This is a genomic window from Thermocrispum municipale DSM 44069 (assembly GCF_000427825.1).
GTDB lineage: Bacteria > Actinomycetota > Actinomycetes > Mycobacteriales > Pseudonocardiaceae > Thermocrispum > Thermocrispum municipale.
This window is the reverse complement of the sequence record NZ_KE386593.1, coordinates 871,010-894,967: the sequence shown is the minus strand read 5'-3', so window position 1 is coordinate 894,967 and position 23,958 is coordinate 871,010. Positions and strand designations below refer to the sequence as shown.

At 68.7% G+C, this 23,958-nt stretch carries 17 protein-coding genes; 4 read left to right on the top strand and 13 right to left on the bottom strand.

Translation table 11 applies throughout. The features are described from left to right. Window positions 1-19 precede the first annotated feature (19 nt). From YWM_RS0119670 to YWM_RS0119620, 11 genes are all read right to left on the bottom strand, one after another. On the bottom strand, window positions 20-697 hold the full coding sequence (locus YWM_RS0119670; RefSeq protein ID WP_028852125.1) for a hypothetical protein: 678 nt from the start codon (window positions 695-697) through the stop codon (window positions 20-22). A 22-nt stretch (window positions 698-719) separates the two neighbouring features. Further along, window positions 720-1,211 (bottom strand): hypothetical protein, encoded by a 492-nt coding sequence (locus YWM_RS0119665; RefSeq protein ID WP_028852124.1) that lies wholly within the window; start codon window positions 1,209-1,211, stop codon window positions 720-722. Between the two features lie 3 nt (window positions 1,212-1,214). Next, window positions 1,215-3,686: a hypothetical protein gene (locus YWM_RS26690; protein ID WP_052345158.1), complete on the bottom strand. Its 2,472-nt coding sequence runs from the start codon at window positions 3,684-3,686 to the stop codon at window positions 1,215-1,217. Between the two features lie 2 nt (window positions 3,687-3,688). Beyond that, on the bottom strand, window positions 3,689-4,033 hold the full coding sequence (locus YWM_RS0119655) for a hypothetical protein (protein WP_028852123.1): 345 nt from the start codon (window positions 4,031-4,033) through the stop codon (window positions 3,689-3,691). 158 nt (window positions 4,034-4,191) lie between these two features. Then, window positions 4,192-5,526, bottom strand: a complete 1,335-nt coding sequence (gene glmM, locus YWM_RS0119650) for a phosphoglucosamine mutase (RefSeq protein WP_028852122.1) — start codon at window positions 5,524-5,526, stop codon at window positions 4,192-4,194. A gap of 385 nt (window positions 5,527-5,911) precedes the next feature. Further along, window positions 5,912-6,391, bottom strand: coding sequence for a 30S ribosomal protein S9 (rpsI, locus tag YWM_RS0119645; protein ID WP_084612560.1), 480 nt, complete (start codon window positions 6,389-6,391; stop codon window positions 5,912-5,914). A gap of 11 nt (window positions 6,392-6,402) precedes the next feature. After that, window positions 6,403-6,858, bottom strand: coding sequence for a 50S ribosomal protein L13 (gene rplM / locus YWM_RS0119640; protein ID WP_028852120.1), 456 nt, complete (start codon window positions 6,856-6,858; stop codon window positions 6,403-6,405). Window positions 6,859-7,510: 652 nt separating this feature from the next. Beyond that, complete coding sequence (locus YWM_RS0119635; RefSeq protein WP_028852119.1) at window positions 7,511-7,798, bottom strand: WXG100 family type VII secretion target; 288 nt, start codon at window positions 7,796-7,798, stop codon at window positions 7,511-7,513. Between the two features lie 51 nt (window positions 7,799-7,849). After that, window positions 7,850-8,164, bottom strand: a complete 315-nt coding sequence (locus tag YWM_RS24650; RefSeq protein ID WP_052345156.1) for a WXG100 family type VII secretion target — start codon at window positions 8,162-8,164, stop codon at window positions 7,850-7,852. A 300-nt stretch (window positions 8,165-8,464) separates the two neighbouring features. Continuing rightward, window positions 8,465-10,351 carry a type VII secretion-associated protein gene (locus YWM_RS0119625; RefSeq protein WP_028852118.1) on the bottom strand — a complete coding sequence of 629 codons (1,887 nt, stop codon included), beginning with the start codon at window positions 10,349-10,351 and terminating at the stop codon, window positions 8,465-8,467. Window positions 10,352-10,370: 19 nt separating this feature from the next. After that, window positions 10,371-14,405, bottom strand: coding sequence for a type VII secretion protein EccC (locus YWM_RS0119620; protein ID WP_028852117.1), 4,035 nt, complete (start codon window positions 14,403-14,405; stop codon window positions 10,371-10,373). Between the two features lie 219 nt (window positions 14,406-14,624). Between YWM_RS0119620 and eccD the strand changes: the two genes are divergently transcribed. After that, window positions 14,625-16,007: a type VII secretion integral membrane protein EccD gene (eccD, locus tag YWM_RS0119615; RefSeq protein WP_028852116.1), complete on the top strand. Its 1,383-nt coding sequence runs from the start codon at window positions 14,625-14,627 to the stop codon at window positions 16,005-16,007. A gap of 126 nt (window positions 16,008-16,133) precedes the next feature. After that, the gene (locus tag YWM_RS24645) at window positions 16,134-17,855 is read left to right on the top strand and encodes a S8 family serine peptidase (RefSeq protein WP_281168833.1); all 1,722 of its coding nucleotides are present in this window, start codon (window positions 16,134-16,136) and stop codon (window positions 17,853-17,855) included. A gap of 419 nt (window positions 17,856-18,274) precedes the next feature. Here YWM_RS24645 and eccB read toward each other — a convergent pair whose 3' ends face one another. Continuing rightward, window positions 18,275-19,900, bottom strand: coding sequence for a type VII secretion protein EccB (gene eccB / locus YWM_RS0119605; protein WP_028852115.1), 1,626 nt, complete (start codon window positions 19,898-19,900; stop codon window positions 18,275-18,277). Between the two features lie 1,047 nt (window positions 19,901-20,947). On the opposite strand from eccB, the gene eccE reads away from it, so the two are divergent. Further along, window positions 20,948-22,159: a type VII secretion protein EccE gene (gene eccE, locus YWM_RS0119600; RefSeq protein WP_028852114.1), complete on the top strand. Its 1,212-nt coding sequence runs from the start codon at window positions 20,948-20,950 to the stop codon at window positions 22,157-22,159. Then, a complete protein-coding gene (locus YWM_RS0119595; protein WP_028852113.1) occupies window positions 22,156-22,878 on the top strand; it encodes a hypothetical protein in 723 nt (240 codons plus the stop codon). The genes eccE and YWM_RS0119595 overlap by 4 nt, the downstream gene beginning before the upstream one ends. 226 nt (window positions 22,879-23,104) lie before the next feature. On the opposite strand, the gene truA is transcribed toward YWM_RS0119595, so the two are convergent. Continuing rightward, window positions 23,105-23,917 (bottom strand): tRNA pseudouridine(38-40) synthase TruA, encoded by an 813-nt coding sequence (gene truA, locus YWM_RS0119590; protein ID WP_245566117.1) that lies wholly within the window; start codon window positions 23,915-23,917, stop codon window positions 23,105-23,107. Window positions 23,918-23,958 lie beyond the last annotated feature (41 nt).

The window sequence follows — 23,958 nt, the reverse complement described above, 5'->3', positions numbered from 1 at the left end:
GGGACGTTACCCGCCGGGGCTACCGGCCGTACTGCTGCCCACCTGGCATCTGCTGCCCGTACTGCTGGCCGCCCGGCACCTGCTGCCCGTAGTGCTGCCCACCTGGCACCTGCTGCCCGGCCGGCACCTGCTGTCCATGCTGCTGTGGATAACCCTGTTGATAACCGGGGCCCTGCTGCCACTTCGGTTGCTTGGGACGCACCCAGCCTTTGCTGATGTACGCCAGGATCGCGGCGAGCACCGCAGCCCCGACCAGCAGGTAGGCCAAGGCGTTCTCGAAACCGGCGGCGCCCACCGCGAAAATCGCGCCGAGGATGATCAGGACACGCCCTGCGCGGGACCGTCGGTAGAGCAGGATCGCTCCGATCACCGCAAAGATGCCGCCTGCCGTGGCAAGCCCGGCGAACCCAACATCTCCCCAGCTCTTCTCGCTGATGTTGTCGACGACCTCGTAGCCGTACTTGCCGATCAGGACCAGGCCGACGATCAGCGCCACCGCGGACGCCGCCCAGCCGAGCTCGCGTGCGCTGAACGCCGGAACCGGACCCGATCGATCACCCGGCACGGGTGGCTGGCCGGGCGGTGGCGGCGGGTACTGCGCCAGCTCGGGCTGCCCCGCCTGCTGACCGGGGTGTGCTTGCTGCCCTTGTCCCTGCCAGCCACCCGGCTGCTGTTGCCACCCTTGCGGGTTGGTCATTACCTCTCCTACTCGACGCGGGCTACCCGCGAAGGAAGTTGCCCTGCTCGAAGTCGTCGTCCTCGGAGAACCACCGGCTGCTCGAAGCAGGCTCGGGCTTCGACTCCGCAGGAGGCGGCTCGGCCGGGGCCGCCTCCGGCTGTGGGGTGACCGCGACGGGCTTCGGCGGCGGCGTGGGTGCCGGTTGCGGCTCCTCGGCCGGGGCCTCGTACTCCTCGTCCTCGATCTGGCCGATCCGCGCGGCCGCATCCGGCCGTTCCGGCCGCTTGGCCCACGGGTTCTCCGGCTTCTTCTCCTCTTCCGAGGCGTCTTCTTCCTTCGCCTTCTCCGCCTCCCGGGCGGCCGCCCACTCCTCGATCTCCTTCGCCCGCCGAGCCGATTCCTCCTTGATCGCCTCGGCCTTCTGGCGAGCCTCGTCGTCGATCCGCTCCGCTTCAGCTCGGTATTCGGCCCGGACCTGCGCGATCTCGTCGAGCGCACGGGACCGTGGAACGCTGTTGTCCAGAAACACCACGGTTTACCCCTCCTCGTCGTCCAGGCTGCCGCTGATCCGCGCCACCCCGAACGGGCCCTCCCCGACCTCGGGCTCGAACAGATCGGTCGCGGAAACCCGGTAGGCGGCGTTGGACGAGCGCGATTCGTCGCCGCCACCACCACCGGCCGCGCCGGCGCCGCCCATCATGCCGCCGCCCATCATGCCGCCGCCTCGCGTTGCCGCCTGGTCGCCGCCGCCACCCGGGGCGGTGCCCACGCCCGGGCCACCGGCTGTCGCTCCTTCCACACCGGCGGGCGCGCCGCCTCCGGCCATCACGCCGCTGCGACCGCCGGCCTCGAGGTTCTGCGCGCTGTCACCGATGCTGTCCCCGCCGAGGTTGCCGCCCATGCTGGACGGACCGCCACCACCGATCGTGGCCGAAGCGCCTCCGGAACCGCCACCACCGACGCCCTCGGCAACTCCTGCGCCGCCTCCGCCGCCGACGCCCTGACCGACACCAGCACCCGAACCGCCGTCGGCCCCGAAAGCGGACTTGCCCAAGCCCGCCGACCGCTCCTGATCAGCGGCGTCGAAGACCGACCGCGGGGGCGTGCGCTCCTCACCGGACTGGGCGGGCGAGGAGACCTTCTCGGCGTGCTTGCCGTCGTCGTCCGGCAGGTGCCCGCCGCGCTCACGGAAGTTCTGCTCTTCCTTCTTGAGCTCTTCCCACTCGCTTTGCGAGACGTTTTCCCGCCCCTGGAGCGTCTCGCGCTGGTTGAGCAGCTCTTCGCGGTCCTTCTCCAGCTGTTGCTTGTACTCCTCGACGGCCTCGTCGTCGCCCAGGATCTGCGTGATCGGCTCGCCCTTGCCGTCGTCGACGGTCACCACCGTGACGCCGTCCGGACCGTTGGGCTGCTCGGCGACGATCTCCACGTCGCCGTCCTTGATCCGGATCTTGCCGTCCTCGCCCGGCGTGTGGACCTCACCGTCCGGCCCCTTGCCGCCGGGCATGTCCTTCCCGGACCCCTGCGGACCGAACGAACCACCGGTGGTGCCGCCGACCGATTCCCGCTCGGACTCCGAGCCTTCCTCGGCAACGTCTTCCGGGTTCTTGTCCGGGTCGAAGTCCAGGTGGTAGGTCTTCGTGCCGCCCTTGCCGTCGTCGACCGACACCTTCATCTCGCCGGTCGCGCTGGGCTCGGTGACCGTGATCTCGTTGTCGCCCTGGCGCACCGTGGTGGTGTCCTGATCGTCGACGTCCTTGATCGGCTCGCCGGTCTCCGGGTCGATCGGGTACGGCTTGCCGGTCTTCGGGTCGACCTCGAGCGGCTTCCCGGTAACCGGATTCGTGCCGTCATCCGGCTGGTCGGTGCTGGTGTCGGACGGCGTCGTCGGCGTGTTCGACGGACCCGGGCTACTCGGACCGGGGCCCGACGGGCCAGGACCGGATGGCCCGGGGCCGGACGGTCCAGGACCGGATGGCCCGGGGCCGGACGGTCCAGGACCGGACGGGCCAGGACCGGACGGGCCGGGCCCGGTGTCACTCGGACCGGTACGGTCGGAGCCCTTGTCGCGCTCCTTCGGCTTGGGCTCTTCCGGCCGAACGGCCGCAAGCGGGTTGAGATCCGCCCGTTCACTGCCCGAGTTGTAGGTGTCGCCGAAGATGTTCAGCAGCTGCTCGATCGCGTTCGTGGCGTTGTCGATGTGCTGCCGGTACTCATGCAGCGCCGAGCTGTACCAGTTGTTGTGGTCATCGAGCCACTGATACCACCCGGCCCACTCCCTATATATGTTGCCCATCCAGCCGCCGCCCCCAAATGACAGTTCAAAGTCGGTCGGCTGGTAGCCCATTACCTCCGCGGCGATTTCCTCAGGCGACGCGCCCGGCCAGGCCTTCCCATTGGCCGCCTCCATCGCACCCTTGACGTTGCCGTTGTGCTTCTGCTCGTCCTCGTGATTGATGTTCCGATAGATCGAGACGTATTCCCCGACCGGGCCGCCCGCCCCCCTCTCGACGAGATCCCGGATCGTGTTCTTCACCTCGTCTCGGACCTGTTTGACGACCTGCGCGAGTCGCCCCCACGAATTGGCAGCTTCCGCACTCGCCTTGACGAAGCGCTTGAGCGAGTCCCTTGCCGCGTCACCACTGTCGCCTTCCCAGACCGGACCGAGGCGCTTGGTCGCGTCGTGGGCGCCCTCCGACATCTGCGTGGCGACCTTTTGCAGCGCCTCCACCCGGGTCGCCATTTCCCCCATTCCGTAGAAGGCGAAATGCTTGAGGTCCTCGAGCTTCTTTTCGTCCTGGTCGTTCCAAGGCTCCACCCAGTTCGTGGCGCCGGCACGGGTCGAGTGGTTCCGCCACTGCGTGTAGATCTCAGTGGACTTCTTCCGCATCAAGCCGCGGAACTTGGCGAACTCCCCGTGGTCCTCCAGCATCTTCTTGCTGATGTCATTGGTGTCGATGTCCGGGGAGTCGGCGAGACTGCTGCGGATGCTCTCGGCGTACGAGCTCATGATCACTCAACACCCTTCGCAGTCTTGATGTACTCGTCGGCCGACTCGCTGTCGGACTTCTGATGGGTCTCCACGGCGGAGTTCGTCTTCGAAGTCCACGCCTTGAGGTAGGCAACGGCGTCATCCAGGGCCGTTTTCAGCTGCTCCAGCGCCGCCTCGGCCGCCCTCCCCGCGTTTCGGCCGGCATCGATCCTGGACGCGCCGAAGTGTTCGGCCTTCGTGTCACAGTCGCTCATGTACCGCTGGGCACTGGTGTCGAGGGCTTCCATCAGATCGACCAGATCCTGGTTGATCTTGTCGATCTCGTCCCACTCTTGTCTGAAGCCTTTGCCGCCCTTCGGCGCCATCGTGTTCCCCCTTGTCGGCAACTCGTGCACACCTATGACGTGCGCGAACCGCTGCCGGTGCCGTTACAGATGCACATTGAATCTACCCACCGCGCGTAGTGCGCGCAGCACATTGCGTGTTTTGCACGCGCACATCGGTGGAGGGGTCTGGCCTGCGGTTACGAGCTCGAGGCGACGACTCCGGCGAGCCGGTCGGCGGCGGCTTGCGCGACGGACAGCTCGGTGGCTTCGACCATCACGCGGATGAGCTGCTCGGTGCCCGACGGGCGGAGCAGCACGCGCCCGTTCTCGCCCAGTTCCCCCTCGACGTCGGCGACCACGGCGGCCACCGCGGGGGAAGCGGCGACCGCGGCCTTGTCCGCCACCGGAACGTTGATCAGCACCTGTGGCAGCCGCTGCATGACCCCGGCAAGATCGGCCAGCGACCGTCCCGTGCTCGCCATCCGGCTCATCAGCCGCAGCGCGGTGAGCAAGCCGTCGCCGGTGGTGGCGTGATCGGGCAGCACGACGTGGCCGGACTGCTCACCGCCCAGCGCGTAGCCACCCGAACGCAGCTCCTCGAGCACATAGCGGTCACCAACCGCCGTGGTCTTCAACTTCACGCCGTGCTTGCGCATGGCCAGGTGCAGACCGAGGTTGCTCATCACCGTGGCAACCAGGGTCTGGTCGGTCAGCTCACCGGACTCGGCCATCGCGAGCGCCAGCACGGCCATGATCTGGTCGCCGTCGACGACCTCGCCCTTTGCGTCCACGGCCAGACACCGGTCCGCGTCACCGTCGTGCGCGATCCCCAGATCGGCACCGTGCTCGACCACCGCCGCCTGCAGGCCTTCGAGGTGGGTCGACCCGCAGTCTTCGTTGATGTTGATGCCGTCCGGCTCGGCGTTGATCGCGATGACCTCGGCGCCCGCCCGCCGGTACGCCTCCGGCGCAGCTTGGGACGCAGCACCGTTCGCGCAGTCCACGACCACCTTCAGGCCGTCGAGCTTGGTGGGAACCGCGCGGAGCAGGTGCTCGACGTAGCGGTCCAGGGCGTCCTCGAGGTCCAGGACCCGGCCGATGGCCGCACCCGTCGGGCCCTCGACGTCCTCGCTCATGCCGGCTTCGATCTCGTCCTCGATCGCATCCGGCAGCTTGTGCCCGCCCGCGGCGAACAACTTGATCCCGTTGTCCGGCATCGGGTTGTGCGACGCGGAAATCATCACACCGAGATCCGCACCGGTGTCGGCAACCAGGTGCGCCACCGCTGGTGTGGGCAGCACGCCCAGGCGGCGGACGTCCGCCCCGGCGGAGGTCAGACCCGCCACCACGGCCGCTTCCAGCATCTCGCCGCTGGCCCGGGTGTCGCGGCCGACCACGGCAATCGGGCGATGCGAGCGATCGTGCGCCGCCAGCACCCGAGCAGCGCTGGCAGCCAGGGACACCGTCAGTGCGGGGGTCAGATCCGCGTTCGCCAGCCCGCGCACCCCGTCGGTTCCGAACAGCCGTGCCATCTAGCGGGACCTCCTCATGCCAAGAACCCGACCACGGTAACGGCACCGGGCGAGCCGGGGCGTCCGGGGGTTGGGGTTAAGGGTGGGCGGGAACACGCTCCTCGGCCACCCGGGAGTCGAGGTCGCCTGAGCACACACTGCTCGGCTCCGGGAGTTGAGGTCGCCTCACCACACGCTGCCCGGCCACCCGAAGTTGAGGTCGCCGGACCACGCCGGGCGCCGCCGATGGTCCGAGGCTTCGCCAAGACTGCGCCTTCCGTCCGGCCGCGAGCTCGCACAACCCCACCGCTCAGGCCCGCCGACAACACCGCCCCGCAAACAAGTCCGCACAACACAAACGCCCACCCGGCGCGTGGCCGGATGGGCGTCGTGGACGCTCGGGGCGTCAGCGCTTGCTGTACTGCGGCGCCTTGCGGGCCTTCTTGAGGCCGTACTTCTTCCGCTCCTTGGCCCGCGCGTCACGGGTCAGGAAGCCGGCCTTCTTCAGCGCCGGACGGTCATCGGGGTCGATCTCCACCAGAGCGCGGGCGATCGCCAGGCGCAGCGCGCCCGCCTGGCCGCTGATGCCACCGCCGCGGAGGTTGCCGAAGATGTCGAAGCTGTCGGTCTTCTCGACGGTCTCCAACGGCTCGCGGATCAGCTGCTGGTGCACCTTGTTCGGGAAGTACTCCTCGAGCGAGCGGCCGTTGAGCTTGAACTGGCCGCTGCCGGGAACCAGACGCACCCGCACCACGGCTTCCTTACGGCGCCCAACGGTCTGCGCGCTGCCACCGGCGGCACGCGAAGGACGCGGCGCGGCGGGCGTCTCGCTCGTGATGACGGCCGCGACGTTCTCGCCGCCAGCCGGGGACTCGGTGGTGGTCAAGGTTTCCTCGCTCACTGTGCGCTCACCTGCGCGACCTTGCTGATCTGGAACGGCTGGGGCTGCTGTGCCGCGTGCGGGTGCTCCGGCCCCGCGTACACCTTCAGCTTCTTGGCCTGCGCCCGACCGAGCTTGTTCTTCGGCAGCATGCCCTTGACGACCTTCTCCACCAGGCGCTCCGGCTTGGTGTCCAGCAGCTCGCCGAAGGTCCGCTTGCGCAGACCACCCGGGTAACCGCTGTGCCGGTAGGCCAGCTTCTGGTCGCGCTTGTTGCCGGTCAGGACGACCTTCTCCGCGTTGACGATGATGACGTAATCACCACTGTCCACGTGCGGGGCGTACGTTGGCTTGTGCTTGCCGCGCAGCAGGGTCGCGACCTCGGTCGCCAAGCGGCCGAGGACGATCCCCTCGGCGTCGATCACATGCCAGGCGCGCGTGATGTCGCCGGGTTTGGGCGTGTACGTGGACACCGTGCTACCTCGTCGTCAACTGGTCTTGCAGGCTTGTGGGTTGGATGTACGGGCCGCGCGCACTCCTGATGGGCGCGCTGCATCGCACAACGACGTCCCAAGATACCCGGCCGGTCGGTTCCCGCTCGCAGCGGGGGTCTCCTTCGGGCGGCGCGACCACGAAAAGCCGATGTGGCCTGGGCGGCGCTGGTCCGACGCCGATCGCCGAGCGGCGGCTCGAGCCGCGTTCCCGGGATCGCCACGAAACCTGTCGCGAGTGGTGGCCACCCAGAATCCGACGCGCAGGCTACCGCCGCGAGCGATGACCACCCAGGACCCGACACGCGCATCCGCCGCACACGACGGACCACCCAGGGGCCCAGCGTGCACTCCGCCGCACGCGACCGACCACTCAGGGGCCCAGCGTGCACTCCGCCGCACGCGACCGACCACTCAGGGGCCCAGCGTGCACTCCGCCGCACGCGATCACTACGCGACCGCCCGCATGTGGGCGAGGCCCCACCACTGAAAGCCTGGCGCGCAAGCTACGCAGTCCCCGGCCGACCTCTGAAGTCCGGGGCGAGCCATGAAAAACGGCATCCCTGGCCAGGAAAAAAGGTGTGGCCCGGACCGTGAAGGCCCGGGCCACACCCGTAGCGTGTGCTGATCGAGGTCAGCCGCCGAACGACTGGGTGATGCCCTGCTCACCCTGCGCGTAGCGCTGCTTGGCGTCCAGGATCGCGGTCTCGATCTGCGCGAGCACCTGGGCCAGCTCGGCCTGCGCCTCGTTCTGCTTCTTCTGCGCGGTCTGGTAGGCGGTCTGCGCCTCACCTTCCCAGCTGGCGGCCAGCCGCTTGACCTCGGCCTCGACCTCCTCCAGCTTCGTGTTCATCAGCTGCTGGGCCTTGTTCACCTCGTCCGCAGCCCGCTCCAGAGTCGCGTAGTCAACCTGAATGGTCATGTCGTTGCTCCCCTAACTGAAATCTGTGGTGTGCCTGTGTGAGTGAATGGATCAGCCGTCGAGCGCGGAGAAGGAACCACCGCTGAAGCTGCCGGCGCCCTCCTCTTCCATCCGCTGGTAGGTCGAGCCCGCCTGCTCCAACAGGTCAGCCAGGTTCTGCAGCGACTGGTTCAGCGAACGACCCTTCTCGTCCACGCGCTCCATCAGCTGACGGAACGAGTCAGCGGCAGCACCACGCCAGGTCGTCAGCGCCTCGGCCATAGCGGACTCGAGGTTGTTCACCGCGTTGTCCAGGTCAGCCTTGACGTCGGACAGGTTCTTGTGAGCTTTGGTGATATCTGCGACTTCACCCTTGTAACCGCCCATGAGAGGCAGGCCCCCTTTTCTGTGAGCTTGTTCGGCGTACTTTCCATTGCCTCTGTACGCCACCTACGACGCAGACCCTGCCATGTCTGGTTCCGCCCCGTCAGCGGTTATGCGCAAGTAGTTGCAGTAGTGAACGGGGATGGGGGAACCGGCCGGGAACCGAGCCCTTCACGGCCTTGCCATCACACCGAGCAAATAGCCTCTGAACTGCGGTTTTGCCACGGCTGACGATCATCTGCGGACCGCGTTCGCGAGCGCGAACACTTCGTTGAGCCCTCACCCGGAAGGGCCGCGAGCGGGTCACTCGCCCGTGAACTTCACCGTCCGCACGACCTTCTTGCAGGCGTCCTCCACCTTCTGCCTGGCGTCGCCCGCCCATTGGCAACCGATGCTCAGCTGCTTGTCGTCCTTGGCGATGACCAGCCACGCGGTGGCTTTATCGCGTTCCGGATAGCCTTCGGCGTAAGTGATGACAGAACGTCCGGCGAATTTGTCGTCCGGATTGAAGCCGGTGATTATTCGTCCCGACTCGTTCAACCGCGATCGCAATTGCGAAATGAACTGTTCGCGGTTGTCCTCGAAGTCGTAGCCGATGTCGAACTGCTGCACGGAGACGAAGTTCGGGCCGTCCTCCTCCCCACGCGGGCGGATGGCAACTTGCTTGTCCTGCTGCACCGTGTCGGTCTGCGTCCAGTCGGCCGGGTAGCTGAACGTGTAGCCGAACGCGGTCAGCTGCTTGTCCGAGCCCTGCTTCGGTTCTTCCTCGTCCGGCTGCATCAGGAACACGACGCCGGCCACCACGAGCGCGACCAACGCGAACAAGGCTGCACCGATCAGCGCCTTCTTACGGCCTCCGCCCGAAGACGGCTTGGCCGGGTAGGTGCTCGGCGCGGGGTGGACGAAGCCCCCTGCCGGGGACGTGGGTTGAGTGGACACGGCCTGCTGGGGAGCGGCCGGGGCCTGCGCGAAGCCCGCACTCGGGGTCGCCGTCCGCTGCGCGACCGGGGTGCCACCGGACGGCGGAGCGGCAGCGACGGCGCGAGGAGCCGTCGCAGGCTTCGGAGTGCCCGGTCGGGGGCGTGGAAGTGCCGTGCGCATCGCGCCGCGCGCCACCACGGTCTCCGGTTGATCCAGCGTGATCGGCACGATGCCGAGGCGTTCGTGCACCAACCGCGCGACCATCGGGATCCGGCTCGTCCCGCCGACCAGGAAGACGCCGGTGAGCTGCTTGGGTCGCAGCCCCGCCTCTTCGATCGCCATCGCGGTCATGGCCACCGCACGCCCGAGCGGTCCGGCGATCAACCGCTCGAGGTCCTCCCTCGTGACATGCGCATCGGCGAACGGCGGCGGCATGGGCACGTCGGTGTAGGCATGCCGGGACAGCGTCTCCTTGGCGCCGCGGACATCCTGCCGCAGGACCCGGCGACGTCGACGGTCGCCCAGCGTCCGCGCCTCCATCAGTGCGCGCCACGCCTCCGGATCGGCGTGCGCCACCTGTTCACCGATCAACTCCAGCAGCGCCTGATCGATGTCGGCCCCGCCGAAGCTGGGGTCGCCTTTGGTCGCCAGCACCCGGTACCCGGCCTGACTGGCCGGGCCGCTTTCCTTCTTGACGACCGACACGTCGACCGTGCCTGCGCCCATGTCGAGCACGGCCAGCACGTCACCGACCTCGTCGCTGTACTCGACGGTGCGGTCCGACGACGACGGCGTGAACGTGGCCGCGTGGAACAAAGCAGCGGCGACCGGCTCGGGCACCAAGGCGATCTCGTTGGCCAATTTGGCCGCGGCCTGCCGTAGCACCCGCGTGCGGATCACACCCCAGTCCGCGGGATGGGTCAGCACCAGCAGGTCGACCTCGGCTCCACCCGCGAGCCTGCGCGCTTCCGAGATCGCGCGCTCGAGCACCGCGCGAATGGCGTCGAGCACCGGGACCACGGTGGTGCCCAGCAGCAGCTCGCCCTCGTCGATCCGCCGCTTCGGGTTCGGCTCGTAGCGCGACGGATCGACCGCCGCCTGCCGCTCGGCTTCCCGACCGACGAACAGCGTGCCGTCCTCGGCGCAGTACACCGACGACGGCAACAGCGGATGTCCGTCGATCATCACCACCTGCGGCTCACGGCCGTACAGGGACGCGACGACGCACGTGCTCGACGTGCCGAAGTCAACGGCCACCCGCAGGCTCATGCAACGACCCTAGCGAGCCTCACTCCGGGTCGATCCACGACACCTGGATCAACTGCTTGCCTGCCTTACGCGTGACGAGGATGCCTCGGCCGGGCGGCTGGGCCTGCGGCCGCAGGTTGCCGATCAGCTGGCCCTCGTCGCGCGAGCCGTGCCCCAGCAGACCCGGCATGGACAGCTCCTTGAGCTTGCCGAGCACCGGGTCGAACATCGCCCTGCTGGCACCACCGACGCGCCGCGTGACGATCAAGTGCAGACCGACGTCCTTCGCCTGCGGCAGGAACGGCGCGATCGGCTGTAGCGGGTTGCCGCTCTGGGTCACCACCAGGTCGTAGTCGTCCACCACCAGGAACAGCTCCGGGCCGCTCCACCACGAACGGTTCTTCAACTGCTCCTGCGTGACGTCCGGACCCGGCATGCGCTTGGTCATCGACCCGGCGGCCTGCTTGATCACGTCGGTCAGCTGGTTCGCCGACACCGCGTACGCCAGCAGCTGGTCGCCGTCCATGTAGCCGAGCAACGTCCGGCGGAAGTCGACCAGGATGACCAGCGCCTCCTTGGGCGTGTAGCGGTCCTGGATACCCCGCAGGATCTGGCGCAGCAGGTTCGTCTTGCCGGACTCGCCGTCCATCAGCGCGTAGAAGTGCGGGTCGGCGTCGAAGTCCAGATACACCGGCGCCAGCTCGTCCTCGTTGAGGCCGATCGGGATGAGCTTGGAGTTGCGCTGCTCGTCCTGCGCCAGCAGCTCGGAGTAGTCGAACTTGCTCGGCAGCATCCGCACCGCGGGCGCATGCCTGCCCTTCCAGGCCGCGTCGATCCGCTTGATCGCGTCCGAGACGCCCTCACCGACCGTCTCGTGGTCGCTCGAGCCGTCGATGCGCGGCAGGCCGGCCAGGAAGTGCAGCTTGTCGTGCGTCAGACCGCGGCCCGGACGGCCCTGCGGCACGTTGACCGCGACGCGCCGGTCGATGTCCGACTCGCTCGGGTCACCGAGCCGCAGCTCGAAGCGGGTACCCAGCATGTCCTTGATCGCCGGCCGGATGTCCGCCCACCGGTTGTTGGCGATGACCACGTGCACGCCGAATGCCAGACCCTGCTGGGCCAGCCTGGTGATCTGCGGCTCCAGCTCCTCGAAGTCCTCGCGCAGCGCCTTCCAGCCGTCGACGAACAGGAACGCGTCGCCGAACGGGTCCTGCTCCGGAGAGATCCGGCCCTGCCGCTTCATGTTGCGGAAGTCCGCCATCGAGTCGACGCCCAGCTCACCGAAGCGCGCCTCACGCTCGGCGATCAGCGTGGACATCTCCGCCACGATGCGGCGCGCCTTGTCCGGCTCACGCCGGGCCACCGCGACACCACCGCAGTGCGGCAGCGCCTCCATCGACGCCAACGTACCGCCGCCCAGGTCGACGGCGTACATCTGCACTTCTTCCGGCGTGTGCGTCAGCGCCAGGGCCATCATGATGGTCCGCAGCATCATCGACTTACCGGACTGCGGACCGCCGACCACGGCGCCGTGCCCGGCACCACCGGAGAAGTCCGCCCACAGCGGGTCACGCCGCTGCTCGTACGGCCGGTCGATGATGCCGATCGGGACCTGCAGCTTGCCGTTGCCGAAGAAGCCGACCGGGCTCAGGCCGCGGTCCTCGGTCGGGTTGAGGTTCGGCAGCAGCGTGTCCAGCGAGTTCGGCTCGTTCAGCGGCGGCAGCCAGACCTCGTGCGCGGGCGGGCCCTGCCCGACCAGCCTGCTGACGATGACCTCCAGCTCGGTGGGCTCGTCGACCGAGTCCTCTTCCTTCTTCTCCTCCACCGGCTCCGGCTCGGGTTCCGGCTCCGGCTCGGCAGGCGGCTCGATGTAGTCGGGCACGAACAAGCGCGGCCGCTTGTCCGCGCGGACGACGTTCGACTTCGACCCCGGTGCCGTCTTGATGCCCGCCGGGCGGTACGGACCGGAGACGTAGGCCGCCTTGAACCGCTCCAGCGTCGAGGTGTCGTACTTCAGGTACCCACCACCCGGGACGCTCGGCAGCTCGAACGCGTCCGGCACACCGATGGCGGCACGGGACTCCGCCGCGGAGAAGGTCTTCAGACCGATGCGGTACGACAGGTGCGAGTCCAGACCACGCAGCTTGCCTTCCTCCAAGCGCTGCGAGGCGAGCAGCATGTGCATCTGCAGCGACCGGCCCAGACGACCGATGGCGACGAACAGGTCGATGAAGTCCGGCTTCGCCGACAGCAGCTCGGAGAACTCGTCGACCACGATGAACAGCGCGGGCATCGGGTCCATCTCCGCGCCGTTCTCCCACGCCTTCTGGTACTCCCAGGCGTTCTTGAAGTTCTTGTAGGTCTTGCCGTCGCCGCGCTTGAGCGCCTCCTGCCGCCGGTTCATCTCACCGGCGAGCGCGTCCTTCATACGGTCGACCAGCGTGACCTCGTCGGCCAGGTTGGTGATGACCGCCGACACGTGCGGCGCGGACTCGAGCCCGAGGAACGTCGCACCACCCTTGAAGTCGACCAGCACGAAGTTCAGCACCGTCGAGGAGTGCGTGCACATCATCGACAGCACGACGGTACGCAGGAACTCCGACTTACCGGAACCGGTCGCACCGATGCACAGGCCGTGCGGGCCCATACCTTCGGCGGCCGCCTCCTTGATGTCCAGGTACACCGGCTGGCCGTGCTCGCCGACGCCGAACGGCACCCGGTAGCGGTCCCTGATCGGGCGCGGCCGCCACGCCTGCTGGACGTCGAACGTCATCGGATCACCGGGGATGCCCAGCAGCTCGAGCATGCTCGGGTTGGACATCAACGGCTGGTCCTCTTCTTCCTCACCGGCCGCCGTGGTGCCGATGCGGTACGGCGAGATGCGCCTGGCCAGCGCCTCCGCCTCGGCCAGGCTGAGCGAGTCCGGCGTGCCGAACCACTCGACCCCGCCCGCGTTGCGCGCACCCAGCTGCGTCTCGGTGATCTCCAGCCGCAGACCACGCCGCGCGGCCAGCTTGTTCAGCTGACCCGAGATGTCCAGCACGGTGACGCCGGACAGACCCTCGTCGATGATGATCCGCTCTTCGCGGGTGATGTCCGCCTCGTCGACGATGATCACGATGTGCGGGCCCTCGGTGTACGGCGTCTTGCGCTGGAAGCGCGGACGCGGCCCGAGCTCCTCGGCCAGCCAGTCCTCGATCTGCTGCAGCGAGCTGGCCATCATGCGCAGCTGGCCGATGCCGTCGGTCATGGTCGGGTGCTGGGCGTGCGGCAGCCACTTCACCCATTCCCACTCCCGCTTGGCCTTACCGGCGGAAGCGACCGCGACCAGCACGTCCTCCGGGCTGTGCAGCGTGACCAGCTGGGCCAGCATCGCGCGGGCGAAAGCCCGGACGTGGTCCCGCTCGCCGTTGAGGCTGATGGCGGCGAAACCGCGCACGGAGATCTGCGTCGGCAGGTTGCGCACCAGCGAGTTCGCCCTGGTGAAGCGGCGCAGCGCCAGCGTCGAGATCGGCTCGAGCTCGTCGACCGGGCCGGTCTGCGGCGGCACCAGCCGGGTGGCCAGCCGGTGCGAGCTCAGACCCACCCGCAGATGCATGAAGTCCTTGTCGTTGACCCGGCGCTCCCACATCCGGCGACTCGCCGCGATGGTCAGCAACGTGCTCGGGTGCGGGTGAACCCACTCGAGCGCGGCGTGCTGCTCGCGCATCGCCTCGTGCGCGCGCTCCCGCATCTGCCCGAGGTACCGCAGGTAGTCCTTGCGGTCCTCGTTCATCTCGGCCTTCTTCTGTCCGCCGCCGCGGCCGCCGCCGAGGAACATGCCGCCCATCGACACCAGCATCATCACCGGCATCATCAAGAACAGCGGGTTGATGCCGCCCCGGCCGCGCATCGCGGTGAACATGAACGCGACCATCCCGAGCATCGCCAGGATCATCACGAACGGCAGGATCTTCTGGACGATGTTGCCCGGGATGTTGCGCGGGATCTCCGGCGGCGGCTCCAAGTGCACTTCGCCGCCGGGCGTCCGCGGCGCCGGCATGCGTGGTGGCCTCTTGAACTGAACCGTGCTCACCGATGATCCCCTCTTCACCTCGGCGACTGGGCGCGACTGGCCGCAACCGCTTGACACGGTATCGAACCTCGGACGGTCGCGGGTGCCAGGTGACGGAAATCGATGAGGCGAATCCTGGGTTGCCGCTGTGCGAGGGCCGGAAGTCAGATATAACAAGGCCGACGACCAACGAGGTAGGGGGCATCTGCAGTGGCAACGGGCACGACGGTATTCAGCCGGGTGACGGTGGTTGCACCGCGCACCAGGATCGACGTGGCGCTGCCCGCGGACGTAGCGGTGGCCGACTTGCTGCCGCTGGTCATCGAGATGGCCAGGGAGACGTCCAGCGACGGTGGTTCGCGGCACGGCGGCTGGGTGCTCGCCAAGTTGGGGGAGTCGACGCCGCTGGACCCGAGTCGCACGCTCGCGTCGCTCGGTGTGATGGACGGGGAGTTGCTGCAGCTGCGTAAGCGCAGCGAGAACCCGCCGCCCCCGTTGTACGACGACGTCGTCGACGCCATCGCGGAGTCGACGCCGGAGAACTTCCGTCCGTGGACGCCGGAGACGGCGATGCGGATGGGCCACATCGGTGGCGGGCTTGCGCTCATCGCCGCCGCGGTGGCCTTGTTCTTCGGTGGCCGGTTGTTCCCGGGTGGTAGCGGTGTCGCCGCGGCGATCATCGGTGGCGTCTTCGCGATCGGTTGTGTCGCCCTCGGGGCCACGTTGTCCAAGGTGTACGACGCGTCGTCGACCGGCGTGGTGGTCGCCGCCGCCGGTGGCTTGCCGATGGCGTTCGTGTCCGGCTTCTACACCGTGCCCGGCACGCAGCTCCCGGCGAACTTCGCGTTGGCCAGTGTCTTCATGGTGATCGTCGCCGCCGCGTCGATCGCGTTGATCGGGGCGGGCATCTCGGCGTTCATCGCGGCCGCTACCGCAGGCACGCTCGGCGCAGTCACGTTCGTCTTCGCGCTCATCCTGGACGACGACCTGACCACGGCCGGATTCGCCGCTGCCGCTGCCGCGGTCGCGCTCGGGTTGATCTCCTACCTGCCGCGGGCCACGATCCTGCTGGCCAAGCTGCCGTCGCCGGTGGTGCCCAGCACCGCCGAGGAACTGAAGGAAGACAGCGGCTTCCCGGACTACGAGCTGATCGAGCGCCGCACCTCGGTGGCGCACGAGTACATGACCGGTCTGCTGATCGGCTGCGGTGCCGTGGTCGCGATCGCCGCCGTGCTGGCCGCGCCGTCCGGCACGTTCGGTCTGCTGCTGGCCATCGCCGCCACGCTGGCCATCCTGCTGCGGGCACGCACGTACGCCAACGGCAGCCAGGCGATCGCTTTGCTGACCATGGGCATGGTGGCCACTGCGGGGATCTTGCTGGGGTGGTTGTGGACCGCCACCCCGGAGGAGCGGCTCATCTGGGTGTTCGGCAGCTTGATCATCGTCGCGGCCGCCGCACTGGTGGTCGGCGTGATCTTCCCGAAGCAGCGGTTCTCGCCGCCGTTGCGGCGCACCGTGGAGATCATCGAGGCGATCTGCATCGCCGCGGTGCTGCCGCTCGCGCTCGGGGTGCTCGGGCTCTACGACTACGTGCGGTCGGTCGGTTCGACGCTGTTGAACTGACGGTCCGCCCGCACTTTCGCCGCTGCGTAGGACGTCCCGGCGAAGTTGACCGGAACGCGCAACAGCGCCGAGATCCGGCGGGTAAGCTCCCGCTCGGGGTTTGCCGTCGCAAGGATGGGGAGACGAGTGGCAACGCGACGTACGGCCAGGGTGGGCGCCGCCGCGCTCACGTTCTTGTTCGGCATCGTCGGTACCGGGCTGGCACCCACGACCGCTGCGGCGCAACAGTCGCAGGCGGAGCAAGCCCCGCCGTGGGCTCCGCGCGGCCCGATCCCGGGTCCGCCGCAGGACAAAGGCGGGCCGGACAAGCAGTACCGGCTCAGCACCCAGTGCATCGAGTCCTCGTTCACCGCGAAGGAAATCCCGTCACAGGCCATCCTCAAGGAGGGGCCGTGGGCGCAGCGCTTCCTGCGTATCCGCGAGGTGCAGAACTACGTGCGGGAACGCAGCGAGAACGGGAAAGTCGGGTGGAACCCCAAGAAGGGCAAGCCGATGAAGATCGCGGTGATCGACACCGGCGTCACCCCCGGCGAGTACCTGCCGAAGGAGCGGGTCGAAGCAGGCGGCGACTACGTCCAAGAGGGCGACGAGGGCAAGCAGGGTTTGCTGGATTGCGACGGGCACGGCACCCAGGTCGCCGGCATCATCGCGGGCAACCCCAACAACCCGGACATCGGCTTCACCGGCGTCGCGCCGGACGCCACGATCCTCTCCATCCGGCAGTCCAGCCAGAACTACACCGAGAAGACTCCTGAGGAAATCGCGCAGGAGCGCAAGGACCGGGAGGAGAGGCAGAAGGCCAAGGAGCGGGAACGCAAGCTGCAGGAAAAGCTGGCGGAACAGGATGCCAAGCAGAAGCAGCTGGAAGAGGAGCTCGAAGAGGCCAAGAAGAAGGCCAATGAAAAGACCAGCTCCAGTCAGACCGCTCCGCCCGGGCCGATCGAGCCCCGCGCACAGGAGAACCCGGCGGGCGCCGGCAACCTGAACACCCTCGCGCAAGCCATCGTGCGCGCGGTGAAAAAGGGCGCCGATGTCATCAACATGTCGGTCGATGCCTGCCGGCCGGCCGAGAACTTCACCCCGAATGGGGATGAGAAGAAGGTTCGCGCGGCGCTGAAGTACGCCGCCGACAACGGCGTCGTTGCTGTCGTTGCCGCCGGAAACGCCGCCACCCCCGATTCGGGCGGTACGTGCCTGCAGAACGACGTTCGCCTCCCGAACGACCCCCGCATGCCGGCGAAAGACCAACCGCGAACCTTGGTCATTCCGCCGTGGTTCTCCGCAGACGGCACGGTGCTGGCTGTCGGTGCTATCGGCCGCGACGGCAGCGTCGCCGACTTCAGCATGCGTGGGCCGTGGGTGAGCGTGGCCGCCCCGGGCACGGAGATCATCTCGATCGACCCGGCGGGCACCAACGCGATCATCAACGCCACATTCAACGGTGATCGCACCAAGCCGCAGCCCCTGCAAGGCACCAGTTTCGCGGCGCCGTACGTTGCCGGGGTCGCGGCGCTGGTCAAGCAGATGCACCCCGACCTGCCGGCCCGCGAGGTCATCCGCCGCATCGAGCGCACAGCGCAGCACCCCGGCGCGGCGGACGGCAGGGACCAGTTCGTCGGCTACGGCATCATCGATCCCGTGGCTGCCGTGACAGCCGAGCTGCCGGAGGAAAGCTCCGCCACCGAGACCGAGAACAAAGCGCTGCCCTCGGACCTTCCACCGCTGAACGAGCCCGACCCGACGCCGATGTATGTGGCTTTGGGCGGCACCGCCGGAGCGGCCCTCGCGCTGTCGATCACACTCTTTGCGGTCCGCTCCGTGCGGCGAAGCAAGCGGAAGGCAGCCTGAACCGCTGACGGACCAGCCTGCCGACCTCCCCTGGGCAGGGCTCCTGCGCCGAAGGAACGCGGCACCACTGGGCCCGAGGCGGTCTGCAAGGACGCCCGCCTTCCTAGAGCAGAGGCTGCGCGGCGGTCGTGATGCATGACGACCTCAGCGGCGCCTGGATACGGAAGCAGGGCTGGCACAAGGATCGATGCCGTCCCACCTACGTAACGTCGTGACGCGGTGATGTCCGCCGACCTGTTGCCGATCTCAAAGCGGTAAGAGCCAGCGCGTCGCCATCCCAGCCGAGGTGGCTTGCTCACCTCGGCTGCCGATCAAGCAGCGCAGATAACGGTCGGCCACGCAAACAGTGGCCTCGCCCGGCATCGAGTCGAGCGAGGCCACTGAAGCACTCCACGGCCTGCTGGCCGAGCGTAGGCGGACTATCCGCCGGTCTGATTCGCCGGAATGTCCTGCCCACTCGTCCCCGCGGTCCCCGGTGGCGGCTCGAACGAGTCATAAGTCATCTGAGCGTCTTGCACGTTCAGCGATGCGCCGGTCGGCAGCAACTGGACGATGCTGGCCGGAGCAGGCCGCAGCGGTTCCAGCCCGAGCGCCTTTGCGGTCGTCACGTCGGGCACTCCGAACCGCAGGCCACGGTCGGAGATGAGCTGGATCGGCCCGGACTTGAAGCCGGCCTCGCTCGTCGCCGCGTGCACCGCGGCGGCACGGCCCGGCGGCATGTAGAAGTAGTGGATGGCGATTTTCTCCTCGTTCGCCTTGCCGACCCGAACTCGTACCGGCTGCCCGTCCCGCTCGGGGAAGGGCAACCCCTTGTCGTCGATGTACAGCGTGGTGCGCTCCTTGCCGTCCACCAGCTGCCAACCGAGGCAGGTCGTCGGAGCCGTCTGAATGTCGACGACGGACGGGATCGTCACCGGGTAGTCGTCCAGGTCCAATCGCTGGTCTTCCGGCGCGTCCGGAATGTCGTCCAACCGGTCCGGGGAGACGCGGATCATCTCCTTGCTGGGGGAGTACTTCAGCCGGATCAGCTCGGCCGCAGCACGGGTGATGCGCTGCTTGCCGTCCCGCAACACCACGAAGTACTGCGTGTCGGCCGCCTCGGCGGCGAAGACCTCGCCGATCGGTGCCTTGGTGCCGGCCTCGAGCTCGACCAGGTTGCTCGGCGAGCCCAACCCGTCCGGCTCGGGTGGGACCAGCATGTCCACCTTCTCCACGGCGTTCAGTAGACCCAGCGACATCGGGCGTGGCTCGCGGTCCCCGAGCACCAACGCCTGCTCGATCACGCTGCCGCCGTCCTCCGCGCTCGGAATCTCAGCACGCACGATGCTTCGCCGGTTGTTGACGTCCTCGGCCGGGCGGTAGAGCAGGTATCTCGTACCAGTCGGGTCCTCGACGTAGACGGCCTCGTTCTCGGCAAGCGGCTTGCCGAGCTTGGACGGTGACAGGCCGGCAAGGATCGCCGTCTCCTGGTGGTCCTTCGCGTCTTCCAGCTGCGGGCCAGGTTCCAGCGACTCGTTCAACGGCAGGTTGTGGCACACCGCCCAGTTGTCCGAGATGCGCTGCTCGGCAGTGGGCAGCTCGACGTCGGCGCCGGGGATGCCCTGCAACCGACCGCGCGGGATGTCCTTCAGCCGGTCGTCGGGCACGACCGTCGGTTGGACGACCTCGATGCCCTCGCCGCCTGCGCCCTGACCGGACTGTTCCGCCTGCTGCTGTTGACCGAGCAGGATCAACCGGGCCGACGCCAGGTTGAACGTGGGGATGAGCATCTCCGGGTTGTCGGTCTTGACGTAGACCTGCCCGGATTCCTTACCGATCACGATGCCGCTGTCCGGCGGCTGTGCGGCGGGCTTGAGGATGCCGAAGATCAGGAACCCGAGCAGCCCGACCATGCCGAGCACGACACCCACCACGGTCGCGCGCGTGTGGGTGCGCAGCGGGTCATGGAGCATCACCGGATCGCGCCGGACCAGCGCCGAATTCATCCGGCGCACCTCGAAGCTGTATGCCTGAACTTCGGTTTTCCTGGTCGGGTTCGATGCCATCAGGTTCGACCAACATCCTCTTCACTCGGGAGGGTTCACTCCGGCCGACGGTGCAAGACCAACTTCGGCGAAATGCCTCCAGCAACACTCCCCATCGCGGTACGGTTCGCAGGATAGCCGTCCAGGACCCGTCGGTGTTGGTTTCCTCCCAATTCCCGATAGGGTTCGTGAGGTGGGGAGCAGGTAACGTGCCCGGCGAGGGACGGGCACGAGGGGAAGAGAAACGAGCGGATGGCAGGTACTAGACCGCCACAACGCCCGAACGGGCGTGGCCAGGGACCACAGCAGCCCGCGCGTCCACAAGGACCGCAGGCCGTACCACCACCGGGCCGCGGCACGCCAGCTTCCGGCCGGCCGCCGACGCCGCCTCCGGGCAGGTCGGACGGCAAGCGGCCGGACCAACCGCCTGCCGGGCCGAGGCCCGGCACCGCACCGCCTGGGGGTGCTCCACGACCGAATCAGCAGGGCAATCCACCTGGGCCGCCGCCGAACCGGCCAGGGGGGCAGCAGCCCGGTCGGCAAGGGCCGCCCGCCGGCCCGCGTCCGGGGCAACAGCCGCCTGCGCCGCCGCGCACATCTCCGCCCGGTAACCAGCGTCCGCCCGCGACGCCGCCGGGTGGCCAGCGCCCGGGTGGTCCGCCGCCCGGTGGCCAGCGGCCAGGTGGAGCTCCGTCCGGACCGCCTGGACGTCCGCCCGCCGGTCCGCCCGGCGCGAAGCGGGTGAGCTCCGGACAGCAGACGGCGGCGCCACCTAAGCCCGCAGGCCCGTCCGGGCCGCCGTCCGGTGGGATGCCGTCACAGCCGCCGTCCGGCGGACAGCCCGCGCAGCCTACGGCGCAGACGGCCACTCAGACCAAACCGCCGCAGACCAAGCCACCGCAGGCCAAACCGCCCGTGCCGCGGAGCTCGGCGGCGGTCGCGCGCCCGCCTGCCGTCGCAGGCATGCCCGGCCCCGGGATGGCGCCTCAGCCACCTGCTGCGGGCCCCCCACCGCAACGGCCGACCCGTCCGACCTCGGTCGGCCCGGCACGGCGCAACGCGACCACGATGAACCTGTTCGGCCTGCCGGTGGCCAACCTGGTGACGATCGAGCTCGGCGTCGCGATCGGTGCCATCCTGATCGCGATCATGCAGAACAAGGCGTCGCTGTTCATCGCGATCGGCGTCGTCGCGATCGCGGTGTTCTTCGCGATGCTGCGGTGGCGTGGCCAGTGGTTCACCCAATGGTTGGGCATGGAGCTGCGCTACGCCCTGAGGTCGCACAACACCCCACGGCCGCCGGTTCCGCAAGCCTCCTTGGAGGAGCTGTCCGAGGAGAGCGAGGACTCCGTCATCGGCCCGTCGGACCCGCGGGTGAACGTGTTGCGTGCGGCGATCCCCAAGCTGGTGGTCGCGCGCGGCCGGGACCACGACCGCAAGCCGGTCGGCCTGGCCTGGGACGACGGGTGCTGGACGGCCGTCCTGCTGGTCGAGCCGACTCCCGACCTGATCACCAGTGCCGCGGACTCGTCCACCCTGCCGCTGTCGGTGCTCCAGCCCTGTCTGGAGGACCGCGGCGTGGTGCTGGACTCCATTCAGGCGATCTGGCACTCCTACCCCGGTAGCGCCGCGTTGCCTGCGGACTCGCCCGCGCTCACGTCGTACATGGAGGTGCTCGGGCCGTTGCCCGCGGCCGCTCGCCGCACGACGTGGATCGCGGTCCGGCTGGATCCGCTGCGTTGCCCGGCAGCGATCCGGGAACGTGGTGGCGGCGTCGTCGGTGCCCACCGTGCGCTGATCGGTGCGCTGTCGCGTGTGCGGAGCGCGCTGGAGTCGCGTGGTGTGCCGACGCGTCCGCTGGATCCGGACGAGCTGCTGCGTGCCGGCGTGACCGCTGCGGAGCTGAACGCCGCGGTGGCAGCCGGTGGGGGTGTGAAGCTCACCGAGGGCAAGATGCGCGTCACCGCAGGCGGTGTGCGGCACTCGAGCTACGCGGTCAGCCGGTGGCCCAAGGGCCGCGTCACGGCCACGCTGAACAACCTGACCAGCCTGCGCGCCCTGTCGGCCACGGTGGCCATGACCATCGTGCCGTCGCCGGACGAGGGCACCATCGGCCTGCGTGGCGTGGTGCGCATCAGCGCTCGTAACGAGCGGGAGCTGGCCGCCGCCGACAAGCGCCTCACCAAACTCGCGGAGGCCGCGGACATCACGCTGACGCCGCTGCGTGGGCTCCAGGTCGCCGGCCTGACCGCAACGTTGCCGCTAGGAGGGACCACGTGAGTTCACGGCTGCGGGACACCGCACACAAGGCGGGTGTCGCTCCGGAGTTCACCGTCGACCCGAACCTGCTGGACGCGATCAGTCCGTCCGGTGACCGGGGCGGCATCGTGCTCGGCCAGGACGCCAACGGAACGCCGCTGTCGATCGCCGCGCTGCGCTCGGAACCGACCAGGATCGTGCTGGTCGGCGGCTTGTACCTGGCTCGTCAGGTCACGCTGCGGGCGATGGCGGTCGGCGCGTGGATCGTCATCGCCACGGGCCGTGAGCAGGCGTGGTATCCGATCCAGCAAGCCGCCGGGACCCAGCCGGACGGGCGGCCGCTGCCCCACGTGCAGATCCGCAGGCTCTCCCCGGTCGAGCTGCCGCGTGCCTCGGAGAACGCGCCGCTGCTGGTCGTGCACGACGGTGGGCCGACGCCGCAGGACCTGTTCCCGCCGCGAGCGCCCTGGCACACCACCATCTACGTGCTGCCGTATCTGCACCCGCAGGCGACATCGCTGGCGAACTCCGCGGACCTGGTGCTGATGCAGCGGTTGCCGGTGGGGCAGGCGGAGCTGGCCGCGCGGATCTGGAACCTGCCGCCCCAGATGAGCTCGCAGCTCACCGGGTTGCAGGACGATCAGGTGATTGCTCTGGGCAGGAATTTGTGGCGGCCGTTCCGGCTGGTGACGAACTCGGCGCGGGAGCAGCAGCTGCTCGGGCCGGTCACCCGGGACTAGCCGCGGCTACTCGGGTCCGATCACCAGATGCTGCTCGGCGCGGTCACCCGCGACCAGCTGGCGCTGCTCGGGCCCGACGCGGCCAGCTACGGCTGCTCTCGGCCATCACTGCGACCAGCTACGGCTGGCGGGCGGTCACCCGGGACCAACTGCGTCTACCCGGGCCCACCGCCTGCGACCAGCTGAGGTCGCTGGAGCCGGTCTCCCAGCACCAGCAGCCGGTGAACTAGCTGGACTCGCCTCGGAGCTCGTCCGCGGCACGCACGTTGCGGGTCTGTTCGGCTCGAGCCGCGAGCTCCTCGTCCGGCGGATAGTCGACCCCGGCAAGAGTCAACCCGTGCGCGGGCGCGACCGCACTGTCCCGCTGCCTGCTACGCAGCAACTCAGCGGGCCAGTCCACCTCACGCCTTCCGTCGCCCACGAGCAGCAGAACACCAACCAAGCTGCGCACCATCGAGTGGCAGAACGCATCCGCCGCCACGTCGACGCGCAGCATGTGCTCGTCGGTGCGCTCCCACCGCAGCTGCTGCAGTTCGCGGATCGTCGTCCCGCCCGGACGCTGCTTGCAGAAGGCCGCGAAGTCGTTGAGCCCCAGTAGCTTCTCGGCGGCGGCGTTCATCCGGTCCACGTCGAGCGCCCGCGGCCAGGCCAGCGTGTCGAAGCGGCGCAGCGGGTCGACTCCCCACGGCGCATCACACACCCGATACACGTATCGCCGGCGAACAGCGGAGAAGCGCGCGTCGAACCCCGCTGGCGCGGGACGAATGTCGATCACACGCACGTCGTCCGGAAGCGCCCGATAGAGCCGGTAACGCAGCCTCGAGACATCCACCGGCGGCAGATCGGTGTGCGCGACCTGGCCGGTGGCGTGCACGCCCGCATCGGTCCGACCCGCGACGGTCAGCCGCACCGGCTCCGACATCCGCAGCACCTGCTGCGCGGTTTCCTCCAGGACCCCTTGCACGGTCCGCCGGCCCGGCTGCTTCGCCCAGCCGGAGAAGTTCGTGCCGTCGTAGGCGATGTCCCAGCGCAGACGGATGAGCCCGCCACCTTCGTGCTCGGTGGCGGGCTCATCGGCAA

Bases quoted from the DNA above. Each gene is read 5' to 3' on its own strand.
- YWM_RS0119670 (WP_028852125.1), bottom strand. From the start codon at position 697: ATGACCAACCCGCAAGGGTGGCAACAGCAGCCGGGTGGCTGGCAGGGA.
- YWM_RS26690 (WP_052345158.1), bottom strand. From the start codon at position 3,686: ATGAGCTCGTACGCCGAGAGCATCCGCAGCAGTCTCGCCGACTCCCCG.
- YWM_RS0119655 (WP_028852123.1), bottom strand. From the start codon at position 4,033: ATGGCGCCGAAGGGCGGCAAAGGCTTCAGACAAGAGTGGGACGAGATC.
- glmM (WP_028852122.1), bottom strand. From the start codon at position 5,526: ATGGCACGGCTGTTCGGAACCGACGGGGTGCGCGGGCTGGCGAACGCG.
- YWM_RS0119635 (WP_028852119.1), bottom strand. From the start codon at position 7,798: ATGACCATTCAGGTTGACTACGCGACTCTGGAGCGGGCTGCGGACGAG.
- YWM_RS24650 (WP_052345156.1), bottom strand. From the start codon at position 8,164: ATGGGCGGTTACAAGGGTGAAGTCGCAGATATCACCAAAGCTCACAAG.
- YWM_RS0119625 (WP_028852118.1), bottom strand. From the start codon at position 10,351: ATGAGCCTGCGGGTGGCCGTTGACTTCGGCACGTCGAGCACGTGCGTC.
- eccB (WP_028852115.1), bottom strand. From the start codon at position 19,900: ATGGCATCGAACCCGACCAGGAAAACCGAAGTTCAGGCATACAGCTTC.
- eccE (WP_028852114.1), top strand. From the start codon at position 20,948: ATGAACCTGTTCGGCCTGCCGGTGGCCAACCTGGTGACGATCGAGCTC.